At 74.8% G+C, this 24,155-nt stretch carries 19 protein-coding genes; 11 read left to right on the top strand and 8 right to left on the bottom strand.

Features of this window, described 5'->3' with window-relative positions:
• Positions 1 to 23: 23 nt before the first annotated feature.
• Positions 24 to 1,088, bottom strand: coding sequence for a biotin/lipoate A/B protein ligase family protein (locus ACFVYL_RS02465; RefSeq protein ID WP_389712412.1), 1,065 nt, complete (start codon positions 1,086 to 1,088; stop codon positions 24 to 26).
• Positions 1,089 to 1,309: 221 nt separating this feature from the next.
• Between ACFVYL_RS02465 and ACFVYL_RS02460 the strand changes: the two genes are divergently transcribed.
• On the top strand, positions 1,310 to 2,689 hold the full coding sequence (locus tag ACFVYL_RS02460; protein WP_389712411.1) for a cryptochrome/photolyase family protein: 1,380 nt from the start codon (positions 1,310 to 1,312) through the stop codon (positions 2,687 to 2,689).
• Between the two features lie 26 nt (positions 2,690 to 2,715).
• On the opposite strand, the gene ACFVYL_RS02455 is transcribed toward ACFVYL_RS02460, so the two are convergent.
• Positions 2,716 to 3,372 (bottom strand): SDR family NAD(P)-dependent oxidoreductase, encoded by a 657-nt coding sequence (locus ACFVYL_RS02455; protein ID WP_389712410.1) that lies wholly within the window; start codon positions 3,370 to 3,372, stop codon positions 2,716 to 2,718.
• Positions 3,373 to 3,510: 138 nt separating this feature from the next.
• Between ACFVYL_RS02455 and ACFVYL_RS02450 the strand changes: the two genes are divergently transcribed.
• The 7 genes from ACFVYL_RS02450 (at position 3,511) to ACFVYL_RS02420 (ending at position 11,471) form a co-directional block, all read left to right on the top strand.
• Entirely contained in the window at positions 3,511 to 4,521 is a 1,011-nt protein-coding gene (locus ACFVYL_RS02450) for a MerR family transcriptional regulator (protein ID WP_389712409.1), read from the top strand.
• Positions 4,522 to 4,565: 44 nt separating this feature from the next.
• On the top strand, positions 4,566 to 6,428 hold the full coding sequence (locus ACFVYL_RS02445) for a gamma-glutamyltransferase family protein (RefSeq protein WP_389712408.1): 1,863 nt from the start codon (positions 4,566 to 4,568) through the stop codon (positions 6,426 to 6,428).
• A 95-nt stretch (positions 6,429 to 6,523) separates the two neighbouring features.
• Positions 6,524 to 7,351: an inositol monophosphatase family protein gene (locus tag ACFVYL_RS02440; RefSeq protein WP_389712407.1), complete on the top strand. Its 828-nt coding sequence runs from the start codon at positions 6,524 to 6,526 to the stop codon at positions 7,349 to 7,351.
• Positions 7,352 to 7,442: 91 nt separating this feature from the next.
• Complete coding sequence (locus ACFVYL_RS02435; protein WP_389712460.1) at positions 7,443 to 8,855, top strand: phytoene desaturase family protein; 1,413 nt, start codon at positions 7,443 to 7,445, stop codon at positions 8,853 to 8,855.
• The gene (locus ACFVYL_RS02430) at positions 8,852 to 9,442 is read left to right on the top strand and encodes an O-acetyl-ADP-ribose deacetylase (protein ID WP_389712406.1); all 591 of its coding nucleotides are present in this window, start codon (positions 8,852 to 8,854) and stop codon (positions 9,440 to 9,442) included. Before ACFVYL_RS02435 ends, ACFVYL_RS02430 begins: the two co-directional genes overlap by 4 nt.
• A 4-nt stretch (positions 9,443 to 9,446) precedes the next feature.
• The gene (locus ACFVYL_RS02425; RefSeq protein WP_389712405.1) at positions 9,447 to 10,946 is read left to right on the top strand and encodes an AlkA N-terminal domain-containing protein; all 1,500 of its coding nucleotides are present in this window, start codon (positions 9,447 to 9,449) and stop codon (positions 10,944 to 10,946) included.
• Positions 10,947 to 10,967: 21 nt separating this feature from the next.
• Positions 10,968 to 11,471 (top strand): methylated-DNA--[protein]-cysteine S-methyltransferase, encoded by a 504-nt coding sequence (locus tag ACFVYL_RS02420; protein ID WP_389712404.1) that lies wholly within the window; start codon positions 10,968 to 10,970, stop codon positions 11,469 to 11,471.
• 76 nt (positions 11,472 to 11,547) lie between these two features.
• Here the strand turns inward: ACFVYL_RS02420 and ACFVYL_RS02415 are convergent, their stop codons facing one another.
• From ACFVYL_RS02415 to ACFVYL_RS02390, 6 genes are read right to left on the bottom strand one after another with little or no spacing between them, the layout of a single operon-like run.
• A complete protein-coding gene (locus ACFVYL_RS02415) occupies positions 11,548 to 12,048 on the bottom strand; it encodes an NUDIX domain-containing protein (RefSeq protein WP_389712403.1) in 501 nt (166 codons plus the stop codon).
• Entirely contained in the window at positions 12,045 to 15,857 is a 3,813-nt protein-coding gene (locus ACFVYL_RS02410) for an SAV_2336 N-terminal domain-related protein (protein WP_389712402.1), read from the bottom strand. The genes ACFVYL_RS02415 and ACFVYL_RS02410 overlap by 4 nt, the downstream gene beginning before the upstream one ends.
• Before the next feature lie 3 nt (positions 15,858 to 15,860).
• Positions 15,861 to 16,838, bottom strand: coding sequence for an AAA family ATPase (locus tag ACFVYL_RS02405; protein ID WP_389712401.1), 978 nt, complete (start codon positions 16,836 to 16,838; stop codon positions 15,861 to 15,863).
• Entirely contained in the window at positions 16,835 to 19,027 is a 2,193-nt protein-coding gene (locus ACFVYL_RS02400) for a trypsin-like peptidase domain-containing protein (protein ID WP_389712400.1), read from the bottom strand. The genes ACFVYL_RS02405 and ACFVYL_RS02400 overlap by 4 nt, the downstream gene beginning before the upstream one ends.
• Positions 19,028 to 19,029: 2 nt before the next feature.
• The gene (locus tag ACFVYL_RS02395; protein ID WP_389712399.1) at positions 19,030 to 19,428 is read right to left on the bottom strand and encodes a CU044_2847 family protein; all 399 of its coding nucleotides are present in this window, start codon (positions 19,426 to 19,428) and stop codon (positions 19,030 to 19,032) included.
• 48 nt (positions 19,429 to 19,476) lie between these two features.
• Positions 19,477 to 21,201 (bottom strand): BCCT family transporter, encoded by a 1,725-nt coding sequence (locus ACFVYL_RS02390; protein WP_389712398.1) that lies wholly within the window; start codon positions 21,199 to 21,201, stop codon positions 19,477 to 19,479.
• A gap of 232 nt (positions 21,202 to 21,433) precedes the next feature.
• Between ACFVYL_RS02390 and ACFVYL_RS02385 the strand changes: the two genes are divergently transcribed.
• The 3 genes from ACFVYL_RS02385 (at position 21,434) to ACFVYL_RS02375 (ending at position 24,069) form a co-directional block, all read left to right on the top strand.
• Positions 21,434 to 22,564, top strand: a complete 1,131-nt coding sequence (locus ACFVYL_RS02385; protein ID WP_389712459.1) for a glycerate kinase — start codon at positions 21,434 to 21,436, stop codon at positions 22,562 to 22,564.
• A gap of 138 nt (positions 22,565 to 22,702) precedes the next feature.
• The gene (locus ACFVYL_RS02380) at positions 22,703 to 23,317 is read left to right on the top strand and encodes a hypothetical protein (protein ID WP_389712397.1); all 615 of its coding nucleotides are present in this window, start codon (positions 22,703 to 22,705) and stop codon (positions 23,315 to 23,317) included.
• Complete coding sequence (locus ACFVYL_RS02375) at positions 23,314 to 24,069, top strand: hypothetical protein (RefSeq protein WP_389712396.1); 756 nt, start codon at positions 23,314 to 23,316, stop codon at positions 24,067 to 24,069. Before ACFVYL_RS02380 ends, ACFVYL_RS02375 begins: the two co-directional genes overlap by 4 nt.
• Positions 24,070 to 24,155 lie beyond the last annotated feature (86 nt).

The following is a 24,155-nucleotide window of genomic DNA, read 5'->3' as shown; positions in this document are numbered from 1 at the left end:
CGAACCGCGGCCCCGTACGCCGACTACGGCACGCGGGCCGTCCACTCGGCGGTCGCGAACTTGGTGCGCACGAGCTCCTTGGCGCGCGCCATCTCCTCCTCGGTGACCTTCCCCGCCGTGAGGCCGTAACGGCCGCGGAAGGAGTCGACCATGCGCTCGATGACCGTCTCGCGGGGCAGCCCGGTCTGGCGGCGCAGCGGGTCGACGCGCTTCTTGGCGCTCCGCGTGCCCTTGTCGGAGAGCTTCTCCTTGCCGATCCGCAGCACTTCGAGCATCTTGTCCGCGTCGATGTCGTACGACATCGTCACGTGGTGCAGCACCGCGCCCGAGCCCCCGCCGGTCCCCACCGAGCGCTTCTGCGCGGCGCCCGCGATCTTCCCCGCCTCCGTCGCGATGTCGTTCAGCGGCTGGTACCACGCCTTGATGCCCATGTCGGCGAGCGCGCCGAGCACCCAGTCGTCCAGGTACGCGTAGCTGTCCTGGAAGGAGAGCCCCTGCACGAGGGCGTCCGGGACCGAGAGCGAGTACGTGATGGTGTTGCCCGGCTCCACGAACATCGCCCCGCCGCCGGAGATCCGGCGCACCACCTCGATGCCGTGCCGGGCCGCGCCCTCCGCGTCGACCTCGTTGGCCAGCGACTGGAAGCTGCCGATGATCACCGACGGCGAGGCCCACTCCCACACGCGCAGCGTCGGCGGGCGCCGGCCCGCCGCCACCTCCCGGGTCAGCACCTCGTCGAGGGCCATGTGCAGCGCGGGCGGCTGCGGCCCCTCGTGGACCAGCTGCCAGTCGTAGTCGGTCCAGTCCGTCGCGTGGGCGAGGGCGCGGCGGACGGCGACGCCGATGCCCTCCGACGTCAGGCCGTACATCACGGTGCCCTCGGGGAGCGCGGCGTCGATGCGGGCGGCGAGGCCCGCGGCGTCGGTGTCGGAGGGGGCGCCGTCCAGCGCGCCGTTGATCGCGTCGAGCGCCTCGTCGGGTTCGAGGAAGAAGTCACCCGCCACCCGCGTGTTCCGCAGCGCGCCGCCCTCGACGTCGAGATCCACCACGACGAGCTTGCCGCCGGGGACCTTGTACTCACCGTGCACGTGCTTCCTCCATGCCCGCGGGGCGCAGCCGCCCTCGGCTCGATGTTCCGAATCGTCCCCCAACGCTAGCCGAGCGAGGGAATGTCCCGTTGTGCGCGCCGTACGGGGGAACACGCACCGCACGGCGCGTCCCCGGAGCCGGTCCGACGCAGAGTGGGGGACAGCGGTCGGCACCGGCCCGCGCCATGAGCCCAAGGCACTCGTCCACTGGAGTCCGCACCATGCACATCTCGGTCGTCCTGTTCACCTCCGACCTGCGGGTGCACGACCACCCGCCGCTGCGCGCCGCCGTCAAGGGCGCGGACGCCGTCGTGCCGCTCTTCGTCCTGGACCGGGCGATCGACGACATCGGCGGCACGGGACCCAACCGCGAGGCGTTCCTCGCCGACTGCCTGGCCGACCTCGACCGGCGACTGCGCGAGCGCGGCGGCCGGCTCGTGGTGCGCGCGGGTGACCTCGTCGACGAGGTACGGGCCGTCGTCGAGGAGACGGACGCCGACGAGGTGCACATGGCCGCGGGGGTCAGCCGGTACGCGCAGGCGCGCGAACGGCGGCTGCGCGAGGCGCTGGCCGCGGACGGACGGCGCCTGCACGTCCACGACGCCGTCGTCACGGCGGTCGCGCCCGGCGCCGTGACCCCCGGGAACTCCGACCACTTCGCCGTCTTCACCCCCTACCACCGCCGCTGGACCGCGCAGGGCGTGCGGGCCGTCCTCGCCGCCCCGCGCACCGTGCGGGTGCCGGACCCCGTCCGCTCCCACCCCCTGCCGTCCCGTGACGGCGTGCAGGGGTGCTCGCCGGGGCTCGCCGAGGGCGGCGAGAGCGTCGGCCGCTCGCGGTGGAAGGCCTGGCTGCGCGACGGCATCGACCGGTACGACACGACCCACGACGACCTGGCGGGCGACGCCACGTCGAAGCTCTCGCCGCACCTGCACTTCGGCACGCTGTCCTGCGCCGAACTCGTCGGCGACGCGGGCAGGCGCACGTCCCGGGGCGCCGGGGACTTCGTCCGGCAACTGTGCTGGCGCGACTTCCACCACCAGGTGCTCGCCGCCAGACCGGCCGCGGCCGACGCCGACTACCGCACGCGCGGCGACCGCTGGCGCACGCGGAAGCAGAAGTCGGCGCGGGAGGACATCAGCGCCTGGGAGGAAGGGCGGACGGGCTACCCGGTCGTCGATGCCGCCATGCGCCAACTGCTGCACGAGGGATGGATGCACAACCGCGGCAGACTGCTCACCGCGAGCTTCCTGGTCAAGACCCTGTACGTCGACTGGCGCGTCGGCGCCGCTCACTTCCGTCGCCTGCTCGTCGACGGCGACGTCGCCAACAACCAGCTCAACTGGCAGTGGGTGGCCGGGACCGGCACGGACAGCCGCCCCAACCGGGTGCTCAACCCCGTGCTCCAGGCCAGGCGTTACGACCCGGACGGAGCCTACGTACGCCGCTGGGTGCCCGAGCTCGGCGACCTGAAAGGCGCGGCCGTGCACGAACCGTGGAAGCTGCCCGCGCCGGAGCGGGCGCGTTACGACTACCCCGAGCCGCTCGTCGAACTGGCCGACGGGCTCAGCCGGTTCAAGGAGGCCCGGGGGATCGAGTGACGGGTGACGCCTCCGGGGGCCGATGGTCAGGCCGAGGCGAGCTCGTCCATCAGGGATATCACCGTCTCCAGCGCGTCCGCCCCGGGCGGCAGCAGGGGCGGGCGGCCGATCAGCGGCCGGTCGGCGAAACCGGTGTCCAGATGCGGCACCGGTATGTCGAGGACCGCGACGGACCGGGGCGCGAGCTCCTCGGCGAGCACGCCGAGCCAGCCGCTCAACGCCGCCTTGGAGGCGGTGTAGTCCGCGGTGCCCTCGATGTGCGACCGCTCCGGCGGCGTTCCGGTGACGGCGAGCAGGAACCCCTTGTCCGCCACCACCGGGGCCGCGCCCCTCAGCACGGCCATGGGACACAGTGCGTTCACCGTGAGCAGGTGCTCGGCCGCCGCGTTCGACACGTCCTCGACGGCGCCGAAGCCCATGGCCCCGACCGTCACGAGGACCCCGTCGAGCCCCGACAGCATGCGCGCCGCCCACGCTCCGAGCGCGGTGCACTGGTCCAGGTCGCACGCCTCGAAGCCACGGGCCGGCGGGGCGCCGAGATCCTGCGCGAGAGCGGCCAGACGGACCGGGTTGCGGCCCGCGAGGGCCACCTGGGCACCCCGTTCCGCCAAGGCGCAGGCGGCGAGACCGCCGAGGACGCCGGTGGCCCCCACCACCAGGACGCGGGCTCCCGATAATTCCATTGCTCTGCCTCCAAGTGTCGGTGGGCGCCCGGCACTTCGGAAGAGGCGCACTCCTCGTACGGGGCCGAGCCGCCCCCAGAGTGGTGACAGTCCGGGAACCCGGCAACTTGCAGCGCTTGTGCGTCGTATCGTCGCGGGATGGTTGCTGAACGGCGGTCGGAGTCCTCCCGGCACGGCGGCGCCGACGCCGCCCTGACCACGGGAGCCGTCGCCCGCAGACTGGGCGTCGCGCCCACCACGCTGCGCTCGTGGGAGCGGCGTTACGGCATCGGACCCGTCCACCACGACCACGGACGGCACCGCCGCTGGACCCCCGAGGACGTGGGACGGGTGGAGGAGATGTGCCGGCTGACCGCGCTCGGCGTGCCGCCCGCCGAGGCCGCGCGCCTGGCCCTGCTCGGGACACCGGCGGGCGCGCCCGCCGGAGCCGGGATTCCGCGGGCACGGCGCGGCGGCGACCCCGGCACGCTCTCGCTGGGCACCGTCCGGCAGGAGTGCCGGGGGCTCGCGAAGGCGGCGGTGCGGCTCGACGCCCCCGCCGTCGAGTCCCAGCTGCGGACCACCCTCGACGCGTACGGCTTCACGACGGGGTGGGAGGAGGTCATGGCCCCCGCCCTGCACGCCATCGGCCGCAAATGGGCCTCGTGCGGGGAGCGGTACGTGGAGGTCGAGCACCTGCTCTCCTGGCACGTCTCCTCCGCCCTGCGCCGGACCCCGGGGACTGGCACGGACCACGCCCCGCCGCCCGCCACGGTGCCCGTCGCCCCGGTGCTGCTCGCCTGCGTCCCCGGCGAACAGCACACCCTCCCGCTGGAAGCCCTCACCGCGGTCCTCGGCGAACGGGGCCTGCCCACAAGGATGTTCGGCGCCGCGCTCCCCGCGGAGGCCCTGTACGAGGCGGTGCGGCGCATCGGCCCCTCGGCCGTCATCCTCTGGGCGCACTCGCGGGGCACCGCCGACCGCGCCCTTGTGCACCTCGTCACGGAGAAGGAGTGGGGTGTACGGGGCGCCCGGGGGCATCCGGCGGTGCTGATCGCGGGGCCCGGCTGGTCGACGGGGGCGGGGGCGGTGCCGTACGCGCCGGGCGTGGAGCGGCTGACCGGACTGCGGACGGGCGCGGACCGGATCGAGTCGCTCCTCGCGGGCTGAGACGACGGTGACCCGGGACGGTGCCGCGCACTAGCCTGCCGATCATGTTCACGACGCGTCCCACTCTTCAGGGCACCTTCGGCATGGTGTCGTCGACCCACTGGCTCGCCTCCCAGTCCGCGATGGCCGTGCTGGAGGACGGCGGCAACGCCTTCGACGCCGCCGTCGCCGCCGGGTTCGTCCTGCACGTGGTCGAGCCGCACCTGAACGGGCCCGCAGGCGAGGTCCCGATCATCCTCGCGCCCGCCGGGGGCGACGTGCGCGTGCTCTGCGGGCAAGGGGGCGCGCCCGCCGGGGCCACCGTCGCCCACTACCGCTCCCTCGGCCTCGAACTGGTGCCCGGCACCGGCCCGCTCGCCGCCGCCGTGCCCGGCGCCTTCGACGCGTGGATGCTGCTCCTGCGGGACCACGGCACGAAGTCGCTCGCCGACGTCCTCAAGTACGCCATCGGGTACGCGGAGGACGGGCACGCCCCCGTCGAGCGGATCGGCGAGACCGTGGAGACGGTACGGGAACTCTTCGAGCGGGAGTGGCCCTCCTCCGCCGACGTCTACCTCCCCGGAGGCCGGTCCCCGCGCCCCGGTGAACTGTTCCGCAACCCCGCGCTCGCCGCGACGTGGCGGCGCCTCATCGCGGAGGCGGAGGCGGAGGCGGCGGCGAAGGCCGGGGAGGGCGCCGCGGGGGAGGAACTGCGGATCGCCCGGATCGACGCCGCCCGCGAGGTGTGGCGCTCGGGGTTCATCGCCGACGCGCTCGTGCGGCAGGCCGGGCGGCCCACCATGGACACGAGCGGCGAGCGGCACACGGGGACGCTCTGTGCGCAGGACCTGCGCGGGTGGTCGGCGTCCTACGAGGACCCCGTCACGTACGACTGGAACGGCTGGACGCTGTGCAAGGCGGGCGCCTGGAGCCAGGGCCCCGCCTTCCTGCAGCAGTTCGCCCTGCTGCCGCAGACGGTCGAGGAGCTTCCCGAGTACGGGTCCGCCGACTACGTCCATCTCCTCGTCGAGGGCTGCAAGCTGGCCATGGCGGACCGGGAGGCCTGGTACGGGGACGCGGGGGAGGGCGGTGCGCGGAGCGTGCCGGTGCGGGAGCTGCTGTCGGAGGAGTACAACGCGTCGCGGCGGCGGCTCGTCGGGGACACCGCCTCGTGCCGGTTGCGGCCCGGGGCGCCCGGCGGGCGGGAGCCGAGGCTCTCCGCGCACGCCCTCGCGGTGGCCGCCGGGGAGACCGCGGGCCTGGACAGGGGGGCCGGTGCGGCGGCCGGGGCCGGGGAGCCGACCGTGGTCGCGGACGGGGGGACGCGCGGCGACACGTGCCACGTCGACGTGGTCGACCGGTGGGGGAACATGCTGTCCGCCACGCCCAGCGGAGGGTGGCTCCAGTCCAACCCCGTCGTGCCCGAACTGGGGTTCCCGCTGGGCACGCGGCTCCAGATGGCCTGGCTCGAGGAGGGCCTGCCGAACTCGCTCACGCCGGGCCGTCGCCCGCGGACGACCCTGACGCCGTCGCTGGCGCTGCGGGAAGGCATACCGGTCCTGGCCTTCGGCACGCCGGGCGGCGACCAGCAGGACCAGTGGCAGGTGCACTTCTTCCTCGGGGTGGTGCTGCGGGACTCCGTCCGGGGCGGCCTCGACCTGCAGGGCGCGATCGACGCCCCGAACTGGCACACGGAGGCGTTCCCCGGCTCCTTCCACCCCCGTGACATGCGCCCCGGCAGCCTCACGGTGGAAGCGCGGACGGCCCCCGAGGTGGTGGACGAGCTGCGACGGCGGGGACACGAGGTGACGGTGGGCGGCCCGTGGTCGGAGGGCCGCCTGTGCGCGGTGGCGCGGGACCCGCGGAGTGGGGTGCTGTCGGCGGCGGCGAATCCTCGGGGGGCGCAGGGATACGCGGTGGGGCGGTAGCGGTCCGGGAGCGGGTGGAACCGAGTTCACGGGGGGTTCAGTCCCCGTTCACCGGGGCCGTACGGGATGTCAGTGCGGCGTGCTCTCATGGACGCATGATCGAAGACTTTCTGACGCACGGTGTACGCGATGTGGAGGAGGCCGTCCGCAAGGCCGCCGCGGCGGAGGTGACGCCCCGGTTCCGGCAGCTCGCCGAGGGGGACGTCGTGGAGAAGAGCGGCCCGCACGACATGGTGACCATCGCCGACCGCCGCGCGGAGGAGCAGCTGACCGCCGACCTCGCCGCGCTCCTGCCGGGCTCGGTCGTCGTGGGCGAGGAGGCGGTGCACGCCGACCCGTCGACGTACGAGGCGATACACGGCGACGCGCCCGTCTGGATAGTGGACCCGGTCGACGGGACGCGGCAGTTCGTCAACGGCGACCCGGGCTTCTGCATGCTCGTCGCCCTCGCGGTCGGCGGCGAGGTCCAGGCCTCGTGGACGTACGCACCGGCCCTGGAGGAGTTCGCCGTGGCGGTCCGCGGCAAGGGCGCCTGGCTGAACGGTGAGCGGCTGACCGCCGGATCGCCCTCGGCCGGTGCCGACCTGGAGGTGGCCACCTCGCATCCGGACTTCACCACCGAGGACCAGAAGCGGGCCCTCGTGGGCCTCGCGGTGGAGGGCGTCCGTCCCCGGCCGTGCGGCTCGGCAGGTCTGGAGTACCTCGCCATAGCCAGGGGCGATCTTGACGCCGTCGCCTTCTCGTGGGAGCTGGCCTGGGACCACGCCGCGGGCCTGCTGCTCGTGGCGGAGGCAGGCGGCGCCGACCTGACGCTGACGGGGGAGCCGTTCCGCATCGGCGGCGGCAACACGCTGCCCTTCACCGCGGCCCGCGACGCGGCCACGGCCCGGCGCGTCGCGGACCTTCTCTCCAGCGGCGCCTGAGACGGCCGGGGCCCGGGCAGCGGCGCCGGTGGCCCGGCCTATCCTGGCGGCAGTGGCCATCGGCTGACAAAGGAGTCCGAAGGTGCCGTCGATGCTTGACGCCGTCATCGTGGGGGCGGGACCGAACGGGCTGACCGCAGCCGTGGAGCTGGCCCGCCGGGGCTTCTCCGTGGCCGTCTTCGAGGCCAAGGACACGGTGGGGGGCGGGGCGCGCACCCAGGAGCTGACGCTGCCCGGATTCCGGCACGACCCCTGCTCGGCCGCCCACCCGCTGGGCATCAACTCCCCGGCGTTCCGCGCCATGCCCCTGGACCGGTACGGACTGGAGTGGCTGCAGCCCCCGCTGCCCATGGCCCACCCCTTCCCCGACGGCACCGCCGCCGTGCTGTCCCGCTCCGTCGCCGAGACCGCCGCCTCGTTCGGGCCGCGCGACGCGGGGGCGTACCGAAGGCTGGTCGAGCCCTTCCTGCCCAAGTGGGACGCCCTGCTGCGGGACTTCATGGCGCTGCCGCTGAGCTCGCTGCCGAGGGACCCCGTGACGCTGGCCCGGTTCGGGCTCGTGGGGCTGCCGCCGTCGACATGGCTGATGCGCCGGTTCCGCGACGAGCGGGCCCGCGCCCTGTTCTCGGGCCTCGTCGCCCACGTCATCGCGCCGCTCGACGGCATCGTCACCGGTGGTGTCGGCCTGGTCTTCGCGCTGGCCGCGCACGCCCGCGGGTGGCCCGTCGCCCGGGGCGGCTCGCAGTCCATCTCCGACGCGCTCACCGCGTATCTGAAGGACCTCGGCGGCTCCGTCCACACGGACTACGAGGTCAAGCGGCTCGACGACCTGCCGCCCGCCCGCGCCTATGTCTTCGACACCTCGCCGACCGCGCTCGCCAGGATCGCGGGGCTCGGCAGCGCCTATGCCGGGTACCGGTACGGCGCCGGCGTCTTCAAGATCGACTATGCCCTTGACGGGCCCGTCCCCTGGACCGCCGAGGAGGCGCGGAGCGCCGGAACCGTGCAGGTCGGCGCGGACAGCAAGGAGATCGGCGCCGCACTGCACGCCGCCTCCCGGGAGGGCCGGGCGCCCGACGCGCCGTTCCTGATCACGGTGCAGCCCAGCGTCGTCGACCCCTCCCGCGCCCCGGCCGGCAAGCACGTCTTCTGGGCGTACGGCCATGTCCCGAACGGCTGGGAGGGCGACCTCACCGACGCGATCGAGCGGCAGCTGGAGCGCTTCGCCCCCGGCTTCCGCGACCGCGTCCTCGCACGCGCCACGGCGGGCCCACCGGAACTGGCCGCCCACAACGCCAACTACGTGGGCGGCGACATCGCCTGCGGCGCCGCGAGCGGCCTGCAACTGCTGCTGCGGCCCAAGATCTCCCTCTCCCCCTACACCACCCGCCACCCCGCGGTCTTCCTCTGCTCGTCCGCGACGCCCCCGGGCCCCGGAGTGCACGGCATGTCCGGGCACAACGCCGCGAAGGCCGTGTGGAAGACGCTCAGGAGGCAGCCGTGACCGTCCGCATCACCCTGGTCGAGGGCGACCTCACACAGGAGCACGCCGACGCCGTCGTCAACGCGGCCAACTCCTCGCTCCTCGGCGGCGGGGGAGTCGACGGCGCCATCCACCGGCGCGGCGGCCCCGACATCCTCGCCGACTGCCGCGACCTGCGCGCCTCGCGGTACGGCAAGGGTCTTCCCACCGGCCGGGCCGTAGCCACCACCGCGGGGCGCCTGCCCGCCGGGCACGTCATCCACACCGTCGGCCCGGTCTGGTCCGCCACCGAGGACCGCTCGGAGCTCCTCGCCTCCTGCCACCGCGAGTCGCTGCGCGTCGCCGCCGAACTGGGCGCGCGCACGGTCGCGTTCCCCGCGATCTCCACCGGCGTCTACCGCTGGCCGCTCGACGACGCTGCCCGCATCGCCGTCCGGACGGTCCGGGAGTCCGCGGATCCCGCGCTCTTCGACGAGGTGCGCTTCGTCCTCTTCGGCCAGGAGGCGTACGACGCGTTCGCCGCCGCGCTGACCCGCGAGCAGGCCCGCCGACGCGACGTCGATGTCGGATTCTCGCCAGCAACCCGGACCGCCGACCGCGATCCTTGAGCACATGCACACCGACACAGAGCGCTGTGTACGCGCCGTACAGTCGAAGGACGCCCGCTTCGACGGCTGGTTCTTCACGGCAGTCGTCACCACCCGGATCTACTGCCGCCCCAGCTGCCCGGTCGTGCCGCCCAAGGCCGAGAACATGACGTTCTACCCCAGCGCCGCCGCCTGCCAGCAGGCCGGCTTCCGGGCCTGCAAGCGGTGCAGGCCCGACAGCAGCCCGGGCTCGCCCGAATGGAACCAGCGCGCGGACCTCGTGGCCCGCGCCATGCGCCTCATCGACGACGGCGTCGTCGACCGCGAGGGCGTGCCCGGCCTCGCGGACCGCCTCGGCTACAGCACCCGGCAGGTCGAGCGGCAGCTGCTCGCCGAGCTCGGCGCGGGCCCGCTCGCGCTCGCCCGCGCCCAGCGGGCGCAGACCGCGCGGCTGCTCATCGAGACCAGCGCGCTGCCCATGGCGGAGATCGCCTTCGCCGCCGGGTTCTCCTCGATCCGCACCTTCAACGACACGGTGCGCGAGGTCTTCGCCCTCGCCCCGGGGGAGCTGCGGGCCCGCGCCCCGAAGCGGCCCGGCGCCGCGCAGGCCACCGGCGCGGGCGGCGTCCTCTCGCTGCGCCTGCCGTTCCGCGCCCCGCTCAACCCCGACAACCTCTTCGGACACCTCGTCGCCACCGCCGTGCCCGGCGTCGAGGAGTGGCGGGACGGCGCGTACCGCAGAACCCTGAGCCTCCCCTACGGGCACGGCATCGTCGCCCTCACCCCGCGCCCCGACCACATCGGCTGCCGGCTCGCCCTCACCGACCTGCGCGACCTGACCATCGCGATCAGCCGCTGCCGCCGCATGCTCGACCTGGACGCCGATCCGGCCGCCGTCGACGGCCGGCTGAGGGCGGACCCGCTGCTCGCGCCGCTCGTCGGCAAGGCGCCGGGGCGGCGCGTGCCCCGCACCGTCGACGAGGCCGAGTTCGCCGTGCGCGCCGTCCTCGGCCAGCAGGTGTCCACCGCCGCCGCCCGCACCCACGCCGCCCGCCTGGTCGCCGCCCACGGGACGCCGGTCGATGACCCCGAGGGCGGCCTCACGCACCTGTTCCCCACGCCCGCGCAACTCGCCGCGCTCGACCCCGAGTCGCTCGCGCTGCCCCGCAGCCGCCGTGCCACCCTGACCACGCTCGTGGACCGGCTCGCCGACGGCCGCCTCCGCCTCGGCGTGGCGAGCGACTGGGACGAGGCCCGCGCCAGGCTCACCGAGCTCCCCGGGTTCGGCCCCTGGACGGTCGAGGTCATCGCGATGCGGGCGCTCGGCGACCCCGACGCTTTCCTCCCCTCCGACCTCGGTGTCCGCCGCGCCGCGCAGGAGCTGGGCCTGCCGCACACCCCGGCCGCGCTCACCGCGCGCGCCGCCGCCTGGCGGCCCTGGCGGGCGTACGCGGTCCAGTACCTGTGGGCCACCGACGCCCACCCCATCAACTCCATCCCCGCGTACAACTCCATCCCCGCGTAAGGGACATCGAGGACCATGCTCATGGAACGTCTGCACACCCACGTCGACAGCCCCTACGGGACGCTCACCCTCGTCGCCACCGACGGCGTGCTCAGCGGCCTCTACATGACCGACCAGCGCCACCGCCCGCCCGAGGAGGACTTCGGCCACCGCGACCCGGCCCCGTTCGGCGAGGTGATCAGCCAGCTGGCGGCCTACTTCGCCGGAGAGCTGACGGAGTTCGACGTGCCGCTGAAACTCGACGGCACCCCGTTCCAGCGCACGGTCTGGCGCGAACTCCAGCAGATCCCCTACGGCGAGACCCGTACGTACGGCGAACTCGCCGACAACCTCGGCAAGCCGGGCGCCTCCCGCGCGGTAGGCCTCGCCAACGGCAAGAACCCGATCGGCGTCATCGTGCCCTGCCACCGCGTCATCGGCGCAGGCGGCAGCCTGACGGGGTACGGCGGCGGACTCGACCGCAAGCGGCGGCTGCTGGCCTTCGAGGGCGGGGCGGCGAGCGCGGGCGAGGACGTCCTGTTCTGAGGGGCTGTCTGTTCTGAGGGGCTGTCTTTGAACCCCCGCCTGCGCAGCGGCGCTCGGCGCGCGCGACAGGTGCCGGTCAGCCGACCCGGTGCCCGTCCTCCAGCTCCGCGGGCCCGCCGCCCCGCGCCAGCACGTCGAGGGCGACGGCGACCCGGCGCCCCAGCGAGCCGGACAGGTGCTCCGCGAGGTCGGCGGGTTCCACCAGGCGCCAGGAGAGCAGCTCCTCCTCCTGCAGCCTGATCGACTTCAGCTGGTCGGTGTCGAGCACGCCGCCGTCGTACAGATAGGCCACCAGCGGCGGCCGGTCGCGCACCGGGCCGGGCGGCACCCAGTCGACGACGAGCAGCGGCCCGAGCCCGACGTCGAGCCCTGTCTCTTCGAGGGTCTCCCTGCGCGCCCCCTGCCGCGGCGTCTCCCCGGCATCCGACTCGACCGTGCCGCCCGGCAGCGCCCAGCCCTCGCGGTAGTTGGGCTCGACGAGCAGCACCCGGCCCGCCGCGTCGCGGAAGAGAGCGGCGGCCGCGACGAGGACGCGGGGGAGGCCGGCGATGTACGTGGCGTAGTCCTGGATGGTCACGGGGGAAGGGTAGCCGGGGCCGCTCCGTCCCCGGGCGGATCCAGTTCGGCCAGCACGCGCCGGGTGGCCTGGGTGTCCGGATGGCCGGTGCCAAGGACGAGCTCGCGATCCTCGAGGACGGTGCGGGCGACGCGGCGGGCCATGGTGGTGTGGCCCGCACCCCCGAGCGCGATGGCCAGTTCGTGGCCGCTGCCGAGGGTGCTCGGATGCCGGCCGCCGAGGACGGCCGCGCGGCCGCTGCGGGCGAGGCGCGCCTCGTCCACCGCCTCGTCGTAGCGCCCCAGGGCGATGAGGGCGACGGCCAGGTTGTGGCGGCACAGCAGGGTGTCGGGGTGGCCGAGGCCCCGGACCTCCTCCCAGCGGCCGAGCACGGCGCGGTAGATCGCCTGTCCCTCGGCGTGGCGCCCCATGCGGCAGAGCACGAAGGCGCACTGCTGGCGCGCGGTCAGGGTGTCGACGTGCTCCGCGCCGAGCACGGCCTCGCGCCGTACCACGCAGTCCGAGAAGGAGGCGAGTGCTTCCGGCAGGAGATCCAGCGTGAGCTGGAGGTGGCCGATCTCGTAGCGGGTGGCGAGCAGGTGGGGGTGGTCGGGGCCCAGGTGCTGGTAATGGTCGGCGTCCAGCCGTTCCAGCCAGCTCAGCGCCTCCTGGTGATGTCCCTTGCGGCCGTGCGCCACGGCGGCGTGGAGCTCGCCGGCGAGGAAGGCCTCGTGCGGGACGCGGCGGGGGAGCGGGAGCCGGAAGGGAATGCCGGACGGGCGGGCGCCCGAGTGGTGGAGGACGGGGTTCCCGTCGGTGAGGTCGATGCGGAAGTCGAAGTCGACCGGACCTCTCGTGGTGCCCTCCAGGAGGAGGAGATGGATGCCCAGGTCCTCGAGCCAGCCCAGCTCGCCCGGCAGAGCCTGCGGCGTGAGGACCACGATCAGGCTGGTCAGCCGTGGGCGCGGATCGCCGTTCGCGCGCGCGGCGGCGAGCAGCGTCCGACGGCGGCCGCGCTCGGCGTCCAGGGCCTGTTCCAGGGTGCGGGGGTCCTCGTCCGTCACGATGTGGGGCAGCGCGGTCGCCGTCGTCGTACGCAGGTACCGCTCCGTCGAGTCGAGCAGGTGGAACTGCACCGCTGCCGGGGAGTGCTGGTCGGCCAGATCGCGGACGATCTTGTCGAGGACGGTGGAGCAGTCCTCGGGCGTGCCCCTCAGGACGCCGTGCGGGCCCATGGCGCGGAAGTCGAGGACGACGTCGGCGCCCTGCCCGTCGCGGCCGATGGCCACGGCGAGGCGGTCATCGGCCGCGCCGTGCGACGCGGGGTCGCGTACGTACGCGTCGATGAACGCCTCGAAGTGGGCGGCCACTTCGGCCGCGGTGGGCCGCCGGTCGAGCAGGGGGAAGCCGCAGCGCCGCAGGATGGCGGTCAAGGACCGGGGGACGGCGTCGCCCGCGGCTTCGAGGAGGACGAGGCCCAGCTTGGAGACGTCGTGGGCGGCGCCGTCACCGTGCTCCTGCACGCACCAGCCGGTGACGCACACGTCGCCCGGCGTGAGCAGCACCCTTCTCGGCGAGAGGTCACCGTGGTGGATGCCCAGCGCGTGGGCGTCCGCGAGCACTCCGGCGACCGCATGGGCGAGCCGGGCGAAGTGCAGGAGGTGGTCGGGGAGTGCCGCGGCCGGGAGCGGGCCATCGAGGTGCGGAAGCGGACGGCCGACGTCCGACAGCTGGAGCTCCGTCGCCAGCCAGGACGGCTCCGGCGCGGGGTCCACGCCGAGGAGACGCGGCACCCGTCTGCCGTCCAGGAGGTGCAGGGCCTCGGCCTGGCCCGCCAGGGAGAGGCGGCGCGCGGAACCGGGGCGCGTGAGCCTGATCGCCGCGACCTCGCCCTGCTCGGTCCGCCCGAGGAACATCCCGCTGCTGCTCCTGGCGCTGCTGTGCCGGGCGAACAGGTGCCAGGGGCCCGCCCGTCGGGGGTTCCCGGGGGTCAGCGACCGCCACAGTGAGCCCGGCGCGTCGACGTACGGCGGGGGCGCCGGACCCACGGGCGTTACGGGAACCGCCCTCGGCGCGCCCACCCCGAGACGCCGCATCAGCCGCTCGTCCACCCACCCGAACGGCCGCGCCCCGTCCCCGCCCCGGTCGGCCCCTTCCGGATGGGCGAGCCAGGCGGGGAAGTCGGCTGAGCGGCCCGCCAGTTCGGTCAGCCGGGCCGTCACCGCCCGGCCGGTGCCCAGGAGTTCACGGACCGGTGCGGTGCCGAGGAGGATCTCGCGGGCCTCGGCCGTGACGTCGTAACTCCGGTGCCGTGGGGCGAGCTCGGCGGCGTCGTCGCAGCGCCGGAACAGGCCGCTCAGGAACACCTCCGCCAGATGCCCGGTCGTCACGCCGGGCCCGAGCACGTCCTGCACGAGGCGCATCACCGGCACGGACACCGGGGCGACGGCCGCGAGATGGGCGGCGAGACGGTACGACTCCGGGGACGCCGTGTCCCGGAACCGCAGGATGTGCTCGCCCGCGTCCGGGCCGGCGGGTGCCCGTGGTGCCGTGTCGAAGGGGGCCGTCAGGAGCGGGAGCACCGCGCTCGCACCCGGGGAGGCGACCAGGCCCGCCCAGGCGCCGACCGCTCCCGGTTCGGGCGCGAGCACCGGGACCGGCACACCGTCGAACGCCGTGAGGCCCGCGGGCAGCACCGGATCGGCCACGTCCCAGGTGAGGTTGGGGGCGCCGCGGCGCCGGGTGGTGACCTGCCAGCGTTCGGCGCGGATGCCGGAGCCGTCCCACAGCTGTGGGGGCAGCGCGTGCAGCACGGCCGTCGGCCCGAACCGTCCCCACTGCTTCAGGAGTTCCCGCATCCGGCCGTCCCGCCAGGCCGCGCCGACGCCGTCGCTGAGGACGAGGATCAGGGTGTTGCCGCCGGGGTCGGTCACGGTGGCGGGCGGCAGCACGGCGGTGCCGGGCGTGAAGGGGCGGCGGCCGAGCAGCGGGGCGCCCGGAGTGCGGGTGTCCAGGCCGTGCACGCGTACGTCACGGAAGGCGCCGCTGCGCTCCAGGAGCAGCCGGGTCTCCGTGGCGAGCCGCTGCCAGAGCAGCATGGAGGCGCCGTCGTCCACGAGCAGCGTCAGATCGAGCCACCGCGCACGGGCGGGGCGCAGCACGGCGTCGGTGAGGCCGCTGTGGGCGGTCGAATCGGCGGTGGCTGTCTCGTCGAGCTCCCACCTTCTGCGGTCGGCCACGGTCTGCTTCAACGGGCGCAGTGCGCGGCCCAGTTGCAGCTGCCGGGAGCCGAGGGCGCGGGTCTCGGGCGTGCGGACGGGGCGGACGGGGGTGGTGCGGTGGGGTGGGGTGTGGCCGGGGGCGGTGCCGCCGTAGAGGGGCGCGTCGCCGGTCGGCTGCCGGACGCGCAAGGTCCGGGTCGAGCGCAGCGCGAGGTCGTCCTCGGGGTCGCCGGCGGCGTGTGGTCGCTCCCCGGGCGGCGGAGCCTGACTCCCGTCCGTCTCCCGGCTCTCGTCCGCGTCCGGCCTGAGCCCCCCGGGCCGCGCGGGCTTCGGCGCCACCGGTGTCCCGGCGGCCGGGGGCTGCCATCCGTCCCCGTACGCCTGCCGGGCCGGCGTGATCGTCCCCGAGGCCCGGGCCAGGGACGTCGACGCCCCCTCGGGCAGCCGCCCCGCGAGCCACAGCGCGTCGAGCAGTTCCTCCTGGGTGAGCTCCACGCCGCTCGCCGCGAACGCCCCGAGCACCCGGCGCAGCCCCTCGGGCCGCCCGCGGACGGCGGACTCCCTGATCAGCCGCCTGAGCAGGGCCATGTCCAGGTGCTCGGATCCCACCCCCTACACCGCCCCGCCGAGCCGGTGCAGGACGGCGTCGAGCAGCGCGCCCGGCTCCAGGTCGAGGCCGCCCTTGCGCAGGAACACGGCGTTCAGGAGCTGGTCCGTGGCCAGTTCGCCGGGGGCGCGGCGGCCGAGGAAGGCGTGCAGGAGGTCGTCGACGCCGTCGAGCGCCGCGTCGCCGAGGTGCGCCCCGACGATCTCGCGCAGCCGCTGCTCGTCCGGCTCCGCGAGGTCCAGACGCACGCAGCGGCGCAGGAACGCGGGCGGGAACTCGCGCTCGCCGTTGCTGGTGATGACCACCACGGGGAACTCGGAGCAGCGCACCCGGCCCCGCGTCACCGGCGCCCGCACCTGGGGATCCGAGGTCAGGACGTCGACGCGCGACTGGTCCTCGGGCAGCCTGGCCAGCTCCGGGATCTCGAACTCGCCCTCCTCGAAGACCGTGAGGAGGTCGTTCGGCAGGTCGACGTCGCCCTTGTCGAGCTCGTCGACGAGCAGGACGCGCGGGCGCTCGCCGGGGACCATGGCGGTGCCGAGCGGGCCGAGCCGTACGTACGAGCCGATGTCGGGGCCGCGCTCGGGCCGCTCCCCGACGGATCCGCCGGCGTCGGCCTCGCGGCGCAGGTTGGACTCCCGCAGGCGGCCGATCGCGTCGTAGTCGTAGAGGGCGTCGCGCAGTGTGGAGCGGCTGTTGACCGGCCAGGTCAGGACCCGGCCGAGCGCCAGCTCGTGGGCGACGGCGTGCGCGAGGGAGGACTTGCCGGTCCCGGGATGGCCGGTGACCAGGAGCGGACGGCGCAGCAGCAGCGCGGCGTTGACCACCTCCGACTCGTCGGGGCCGATCAGGTAGGGGCGCGGCCGTGGCGCGCCGTCCGCCGGGGCGAAGCGGCGCCACGGCGGAGCTTCCGGGAAGTCGACGGGCCGTGCGTCGCCGTCCCCGCGGAAGAGCCGCCAGTCGCCTTGCTGGGGTGCCGTCATGAACTGCGTACTCCTTCGTCGGAATGCGGGCGCGGGGCGTCGGGGTCGGTCAGCATCGGCTCGCGGTCGGCGCCGGTGAGGCCCTGCCACGTGACGTCCTCCCAGACGAGGGAGGGGCGCGCGAGGACCGCGGGGTCCGGCGGCGGCGCCGCCCGGTACCGGTGCACCCGGAAGGGCAGGTCGTGCAACAGGCCGGTGGGCGCCAGGGGTTCGAGGCGGTGGGCGTGGTCGTGGCCCTCGGCCTCGCGGTCCCAGAGCACCACGGGGACGCCGAGGGCCAGACAGAGGTCGAGCAGCTGGGCGCGGAGCGCGGGCGGGCCGTGCAGGACGACCTGGTTGGCGTCGCGGTGGGTGGAGCCGAGCAGCGCCGCGACCTGTCGCCCGTCCGCGCAGCTCGGATCGATGACCAGGGCTCTGCCGTGCCCGTCGCCCCAGCGGCGGCGGTGCTCCGTCTCGCGCCGCGGCACCCGGCGGCTCATCTCCGGGCAGCGCAGCATGAGCGGGAACGACGCGCCGAGCGGCAGGCTGGGCACGAATTCGTTGGGGCTGCCCGCGTCCCATTCGTCGACGGGCAGATGGAGTCCGGCGCGGTCGACCTCGATGTCGACGGCGGGCAGTCCGTCGCCGGACCGCTCGGCGCCCTCGCGGATCACCGCGCCCACCTGCGCGGGCGTCAGGGGCGTGTCCCCCGCAGGGGTCTCGAGGCGGCGCACCGTGCCGTCCTCGTGCTGCTGCCACAGCCGGCAGCGGAAGCGCTCGGCCCGCTCCGTGCCCTCACTCTCCGGCTCCGCCCGGGTGAGCCGCGCGAGCAGCCGGATCACCGCGGGGGGCCGGGTGTTCGTCCAGTGCGCGGCGTCGGCCCTGCGCTGGTCGCGGGCGGCGGGGTGCACGCCGAGGCGGGCGCAGACCCGCTCGCTCCAGCCGCACAGCGCCTCGCGGACCGGGCCGCCCGCGGCCGCGGCGATGAACTCGACGAGGTGCACGAGCGCGGGGACCCGCGAGGTCCCCTCCGGGACGCCGCCGCCGTCCTGGTACTCCTCCAGATCGGCGATGATCTGCCCGAGCGCCGCGACCGGCAGCCGCGCGGTGCACAGGGCCGAGGGCAGCGGCGTGTAGCGCAGCGCCTCCCGGGCCGCGCGGGCAGGCAGGGCCGGATCGGTCAGGACGACCTGTTCGAGCTGGTGCGCCAGGAAGGCGTACTCGCCGAGGGAGAGCAGCCCCGCCGCCTCGACCGCGCGGCCGGTGCCGAGCAGGGCGGTGAGCTGCTCGGGGCGTACGCCGTAGGGCCCCGCGGTCAGCAGGGACTCGCTGAGTGTCGGCAGGGCGCGGTGGTGGGTGAGCAGGACGGCGGCCAGCTCTTCGGCCGTGGGCGCCGTCCCGTCCTTCGGTACGGCGAGGCCGAGTTCGGCGGCGAGTCGCCGTGCGTGCTCGGCGCGCACCGCGGGGTCCGGCAGCAACGACCGCAGCAGCGCGGTCAGTTCGGCGCCGGGCGTGCCATCGGGCGGGATGGTGGGCAGCGTGCGGCAGTCGGCCACGATGTCGCCTGCCCCGGCCGTGTACAGCTGTTCGCACAGGGTCTGCCAGGGCAGGGCCCAGACGCGCCGCAGCGTGTCGGCGGGGCGCGCGGGGGCGTCGGGGCCGCCGAGCCGGCCGACGACGAGCCCGGCCGCGCTGTCGCCCGCATCGGTCCACAGCGGCCCGCCGCTGAAGCCGGGGCCGATCGCGGCGCCCGACAACTGCCCGTCCAGGTAGCCCACTCTGCCGTCGAGCAGTTTCAGTACCGTGTCCGCGAAGGTGATCGGCTCCCCGCAGCCGTGCCAGGCCCGCAGCGACTGGCCCTCCGCCATGTCCGTCCACACGACGGGGCGGGCGCCGGCCGGGGCGGGCTCGGCGAGGAGCAGCACGCACAGGTCGCCCTGCCAGGCGACGGCGTCGTGCCGGGGCGGCACCCACACCTCCACCTGTGCCTTGATCCGCACCGTGCGCCGGTCGAACCCCACTTCGAGGACCTCGTCGGAGGGGCTCGCGGCGCTCATCGGGGGCAGCCCGAGCGCTTCGTTGACCACGTGCGCGCAGGTGAGCACGCGCCCCGGGGAGAGCAACGCGGCCGCGCCGACCGCGGCGTCGCCGTGCCGCCCCAGGACGGCGACGACCGGCGGCGGCCCGTCCGCCCGCCGGAACCAGCCCACGGCTACGACCCGGAGGCGCCGCCGGCGGGACCGCCGGCGCCTGGGTCCCCCGTACGCCGCCACGTCGCCGACACGGTCATCGTGGCGGCCCCCTTCAGCCCGACGATGCCGAGCTTGAGGTCCTTGCCCACCTCGATGCCGAACTCGACCGTGAACTCCTCGGGCGGCCGCTGCGCCCCGGACACCGAGGCGTGCACCTCGTCGAGGAGCGGCCCGAGCGGGCGCAGGGTCGCCCGCAGCGCGTCCGCGGCGAGCGCGGCGGCGCGGCCGCCACCGCTGGAGACCGGCCCCGGCACCCCGAACTCCGGCGGCAGCGCCCCGGGTTCGGGCCGCTGCCCCACGTCGGCGAGCTCGACGCGCAGCGCGGCCCCTGCCAGGTCGAGTTCCAGGTACTCAGGCATGGGTTCATTGTGCGGCCAACCGGCCCCCGCGTGCCGCTGGTTCGCCGGTTACTCCCCGTCCCGGCTGCGGGACCTGACGATCCGTCGGAGCCGGTGGTGCCGGTCCGGACTCTGCTCGGTCATCGCGTCGCCGACCATCGTGCGCACCGCGTCCCGCAGCCCGTGCAGCGCCTGACCGCGTGCGGGGCCAGCGCCCGGGTCCTCGCGCAGCTCCTTGAGGAGCGCCCAGCACAGTGTCAGCATCACCACGACGAACGGCAGCGCTACGAGGATCGTCGCGCTCTGCAGGGAGTCCAGGCCGCCCGCGACCAGGAGCACCGCCGCCACCGCCGCCATCAGGACGCCCCAGACGACGACCAGCCAGGTGGGCGGGTGCAGCGAGCCGCGGCTGCTGAGCGAGCCCATCACCAGGGACGCGGAGTCGGCGCTGGTGACGAAGTACGTCATGACGAGGATCATCGCGACCCACGAGGTGACCGTGCCGAGCGGCAGCGCGTCCAGCATCGCGAAGAGCGAGGCCTCCGCGCCCTCCTCCGCCTTCGCCGCCATGTCCGCCCTGCCGGTCGCGTCGAGCCGGATGCCCGTGCCGCCCATCACGCAGAACCACACGACGGTGGCGCCGCTCGGCACGAGGAGCACGCCGATGAGGAACTCGCGGATCGTGCGGCCGTGCGAGATGCGGGCGATGAATGTGCCGACGAAGGGTGCCCAGGACAGCCACCACGCCCAGTAGAAGATCGTCCAGGTGCCGAGCCAGGCGCCGTCGGTGAACGCGCCGGTGCGCGAGGCCATCGGGAGCAGCTGATGCAGATAGCCGCCGACGCTCGCGGGGATCGCGTCCAGGACGTAGACGGTCGGGCCGAGGACGAACACGAACAGCATCAGGCAGGCGGCGAGGACGATGTTGAGGGTGCTGAGCCACTTCACGCCCTTGTGCACCCCGGAGAACGCCGAGACCACGAAGGCGCCGCCGAGCGAGACGATGATGATCAGCTGCAGGGTGGTCGAGTCCGCCACCCCCGTCGTGAGGTTGAGCCCCGTGGCGACCTGGAGCGCGCCGACGCCGAGGCTGGTCGCCGTGCCGAAGACGGTCGCGAAGACCGCGAGCAGGTCGATGAGGCGGCCGGGCCACCCAGCTGCCCGCCGGGCCCCGATGAGCGGCACGAAGACCGAGCTGAGGCGGTTGCCGCGGCCCTTGCGGAAGCCCGCGTAGGCGAGGGCGAGGCCGGCGATGCCGTAGATGGCCCAGGGGGTCAGCGTCCAGTGGAAGAAGGAGTACTCCAGGGCGGTGCGGGCCGCGGCGCCGGTGCGGGGTCCGACGCCGGAGGACGGGGGAGGGTTCAGGTAGTGGGTCAGGGGCTCCCCGACGCCGTAGAACATCAGGCCGATCCCCATGCCCGCGCTGAACATCATCGCGATCCACGCGAGGTTGGTGAACTCCGGCCGCGAGTCGTCCTTGCCGAGCCGGATACGGCCGAAACGGCTGAGCGCGAGGCCCACGCACAGGACGAGGAAGACGTCGGCGGCGATCACGAAGAGCCAGGCGAAGTTGGACAGGACCCAGCCGAGCGCGGTGTCCGACGCGTGCTCGAAGGAGTCCTTGCCGAGCGCGGCCCAGGCGACCACCGCGAGCACGCCCGCGACGCCGATGCCGACGACCACGAAGTCCGGGCCGCCGTCCGGGGGAGAGCCGCCCGCGGGGTCCCGGTCGCTCGACGGTGGGTCCGGCGGGCCCTCGTCGGGGAGGGGCTGATCGATCATTTCCGTGCTCATGGCGCACCACTATGGTGCGATACGGGCCGGTTTTTCGCCGGGGCGCGCCGTCTCGCGCTGTGGGTGGCCATGGGCAGCGGGCCCCGTCTGCGGTTATGGTCGCAGCGGCGCGACTGCCTTGACGCGAGCAAGGCCCGGAAAGCAAGGGGAAACCAAGGTGGCGGACGCTGCAGGGACGGCGGGACACGAGCGGCAGGCACACGCTGGGCGCGGCGACGCACAGCGCGGCACCGTGCAGCGTGTACTCATCGCCGCGGACAAGTTCAAGGGTTCGCTCACGGCCGTGCAGGTCGCCGAGCGGGTGACGGCCGGGCTGCACCGCGTCGCCCCCGGCGTGCGGGTCGAGGCGCTGCCGGTCGCCGACGGCGGCGACGGTACGGTCGCCGCGGCCGTCGCGGGCGGCTTCGAGCGCCGGGAGGTGCGGGTCACCGGGCCGCTCGGCGACCAGGTGACGGCGGCGTACGCGCTGAAGGACGGCACCGCGGTGGTGGAGATGGCCGAGGCCTCCGGCCTGCAGCTGCTCCCCGAGGGTGTCTTCGCGCCGCTCACCTCCACGACGTACGGCTCCGGCGAGCTGCTGCGCGCGGCGCTCGACGCGGGGGCCCGCAGCATCGTCTTCGGCGTCGGCGGCAGCGCCACGACCGACGGCGGCGCGGGCATGCTCGCCGCGCTCGGCGCGCGCTTCCTGGACGCGGACGGCGAGCCCGTCGCGCCCGGCGGCGGGCCGCTCAAGGAGCTGGCCACCGCCGATCTGTCGGGCCTCGACCCGCGTCTGAAGGACGTCGAGATCGTGCTCGCAAGCGACGTCGACAACCCGCTCACCGGCCCGAAGGGCGCGCCCGCCGTCTACGGCCCGCAGAAGGGCGCGTCCCCCGGGGACGTCGAGGCCCTGGACGCGGCTCTGGCCCACTTCGCCACGGTCCTGGAGAAGTCCATCGGCCCCAAGGCCGCGGAGTACGCGCAGTCGCCGGGCGCGGGTGCCGCGGGCGGCATCGGGTACGGCGCGCTGGTCGGACTCGGCGCGGGCTTCCGCCCCGGCATCGACGTCATGCTCGACGTGCTCGGCTTCGCGCCCGCCCTGGAGCGGGCCACCCTCGTCATCACCGGCGAGGGCTCGCTCGACGAGCAGACCCTGCACGGCAAGGCCCCCGCCGGGGTGGCCGCCGCCGCGCGGGCCGCGGGGATCGAGGTCGTCGCGGTCTGCGGCCGCCTCGCACTCGCCCCGGCGGTCCTCGGCAAGGCGGGCATCCGCCGCGCGTACGCCCTGACCGACGTCGAGCCGGACGTGGCCCGGTGCATCGCGGAAGCGGGCCCGATCCTGGAGACGGTCGCGGAGAACATCGCCCGCGACTTCCTCGCCTGACCCCAGCGGTACGCCGGGGGCGCCCGGGACGAGCCACTCGCGCGCCTCCGGGTGTCACCGGCTCGGTGGCACCGCCGCCCGTCCCCGTGTCGTACCGGCTACGTGATCGTTTCTTCCGTACGTGAAGAGGAGACGATCTTGACCGGGTGGGCGCAGCTCGGCGGTCTCGGCATCGTGGCGACGCTGTGCCCCGTGGGCGGGCTCTCCGTGCACGCGCAGGTCGAAGCCCTCGGCGTGGTGCTCTCCGAGCGGCTCGAGATCTGCCAGGAGGACCTGCCGGGCGCCCCGGACGACGAGGTGCCGAAGCCATCGCCGGAGCCGGGGCCGAAAGAGCGGGAGCCGGGGGCCGGACCCGCCCCCGCCCCCGACCCCACCTCCCGCGCGAAACCCGCCGCTCCACCGCCCCCCGAGCCGCCGCCCCCCGCGGCCCACCCCGCACCCCTTCCGGCCACCCGCCCGGCGCACCGCCCCCGCGCCGCGCCCCGGGTGCGGGAACTCCTCGTTCCCGTACGCCTGGAGTCCGCCCCGCGCCCCGCGCGCCCCGCACCACCGCCCCCGCCACCCTCCCTCGCGGCGCCGGGCTACCACCCCGCCGAGGAGCGCGAGCGCGCGGCCGGGCGGTCCATGGTCACCACGACGATGGTCGTCACCACCCCCGCGGTGCTCGCCGCCGCACTGCTGCGCCCGCGCTCGCGCTCCGCCGCGTCCGGCGCCCGATCACGCCCCAACCCGCCCTCCGGAGGCCCCTCGTGACGGAATGGTTCGTACTCGGTCTGGCCATGGTGCTCGCCTGCGCGGTCGTGCTGACCGTCACCGTGCTCAGGCAGCGCCGGGTGCCCGAGGACGACGATCCCAGCCAGACGCCCGACGTGCTCGAATACATGGTGATGATGGTCGGCGTCGTGTACGCGATCGTCCTCGGTCTCGCCATCGCCGGTGTCTGGGAGGCCCGCGGCGCCGCCCAGGACGGCAGCCGCGACGAGGCCCAGGCCCTGCACGAGATCAGCAGGCGCGTGGAGGTCTACCCGGCGGACGAGCGGGAGCGCATCCAGCAGGACGTGCGGCGCTACAGCGAGCACGTGTCGAGCGTCGAGTGGCCCCGCATGATCGAGGAGCACCGGCTCACCGACCGCGGCGGCGAACTCCTCGACACCCTGCGCAGGGACATCGCCGCACGGCCGCCCGCGAACGACCTGGAGGCCCAGACCTACCAGCCGTTGCTCGACCAGGTGGCCGCCGCCGACGAGGCGCGCAGGGCGCGGGCCGACAACGCGGAGGAGACGCTGCCCGGAGTGGTCTGGTTCGGTCTCGTGGCCGGGGCGCTCGTCACCGTCGGACTGATCTTCACGCTGCAGATCAGACGCTCCTCGCGCGAGATGCTGCTCGCCGGCACGTTCAGCGCGCTCATCGCCTTCCTGCTCTTCCTCGTCTGGAACTTCGACGCGCCCTTCGGCAGGTCGACGACCGAGACCGCGAGCGCCTTCCAGGACCTGATCAGCACCTGACCGGCATCCGGTCAGCACCTGGTCGGCACCTGATCAGCACCTGAACAGCGGCTTAACTCCCGCCCCGCAGAGGCCCGTTCCGCGTC

It is taken from the genome of Streptomyces sp. NPDC058308, from assembly GCF_042880275.1.
GTDB lineage: Bacteria > Actinomycetota > Actinomycetes > Streptomycetales > Streptomycetaceae > Streptomyces.
The sequence above is the reverse complement of the archived record's forward strand: the minus strand, read 5'-3'. Positions and strand labels throughout refer to the sequence as shown.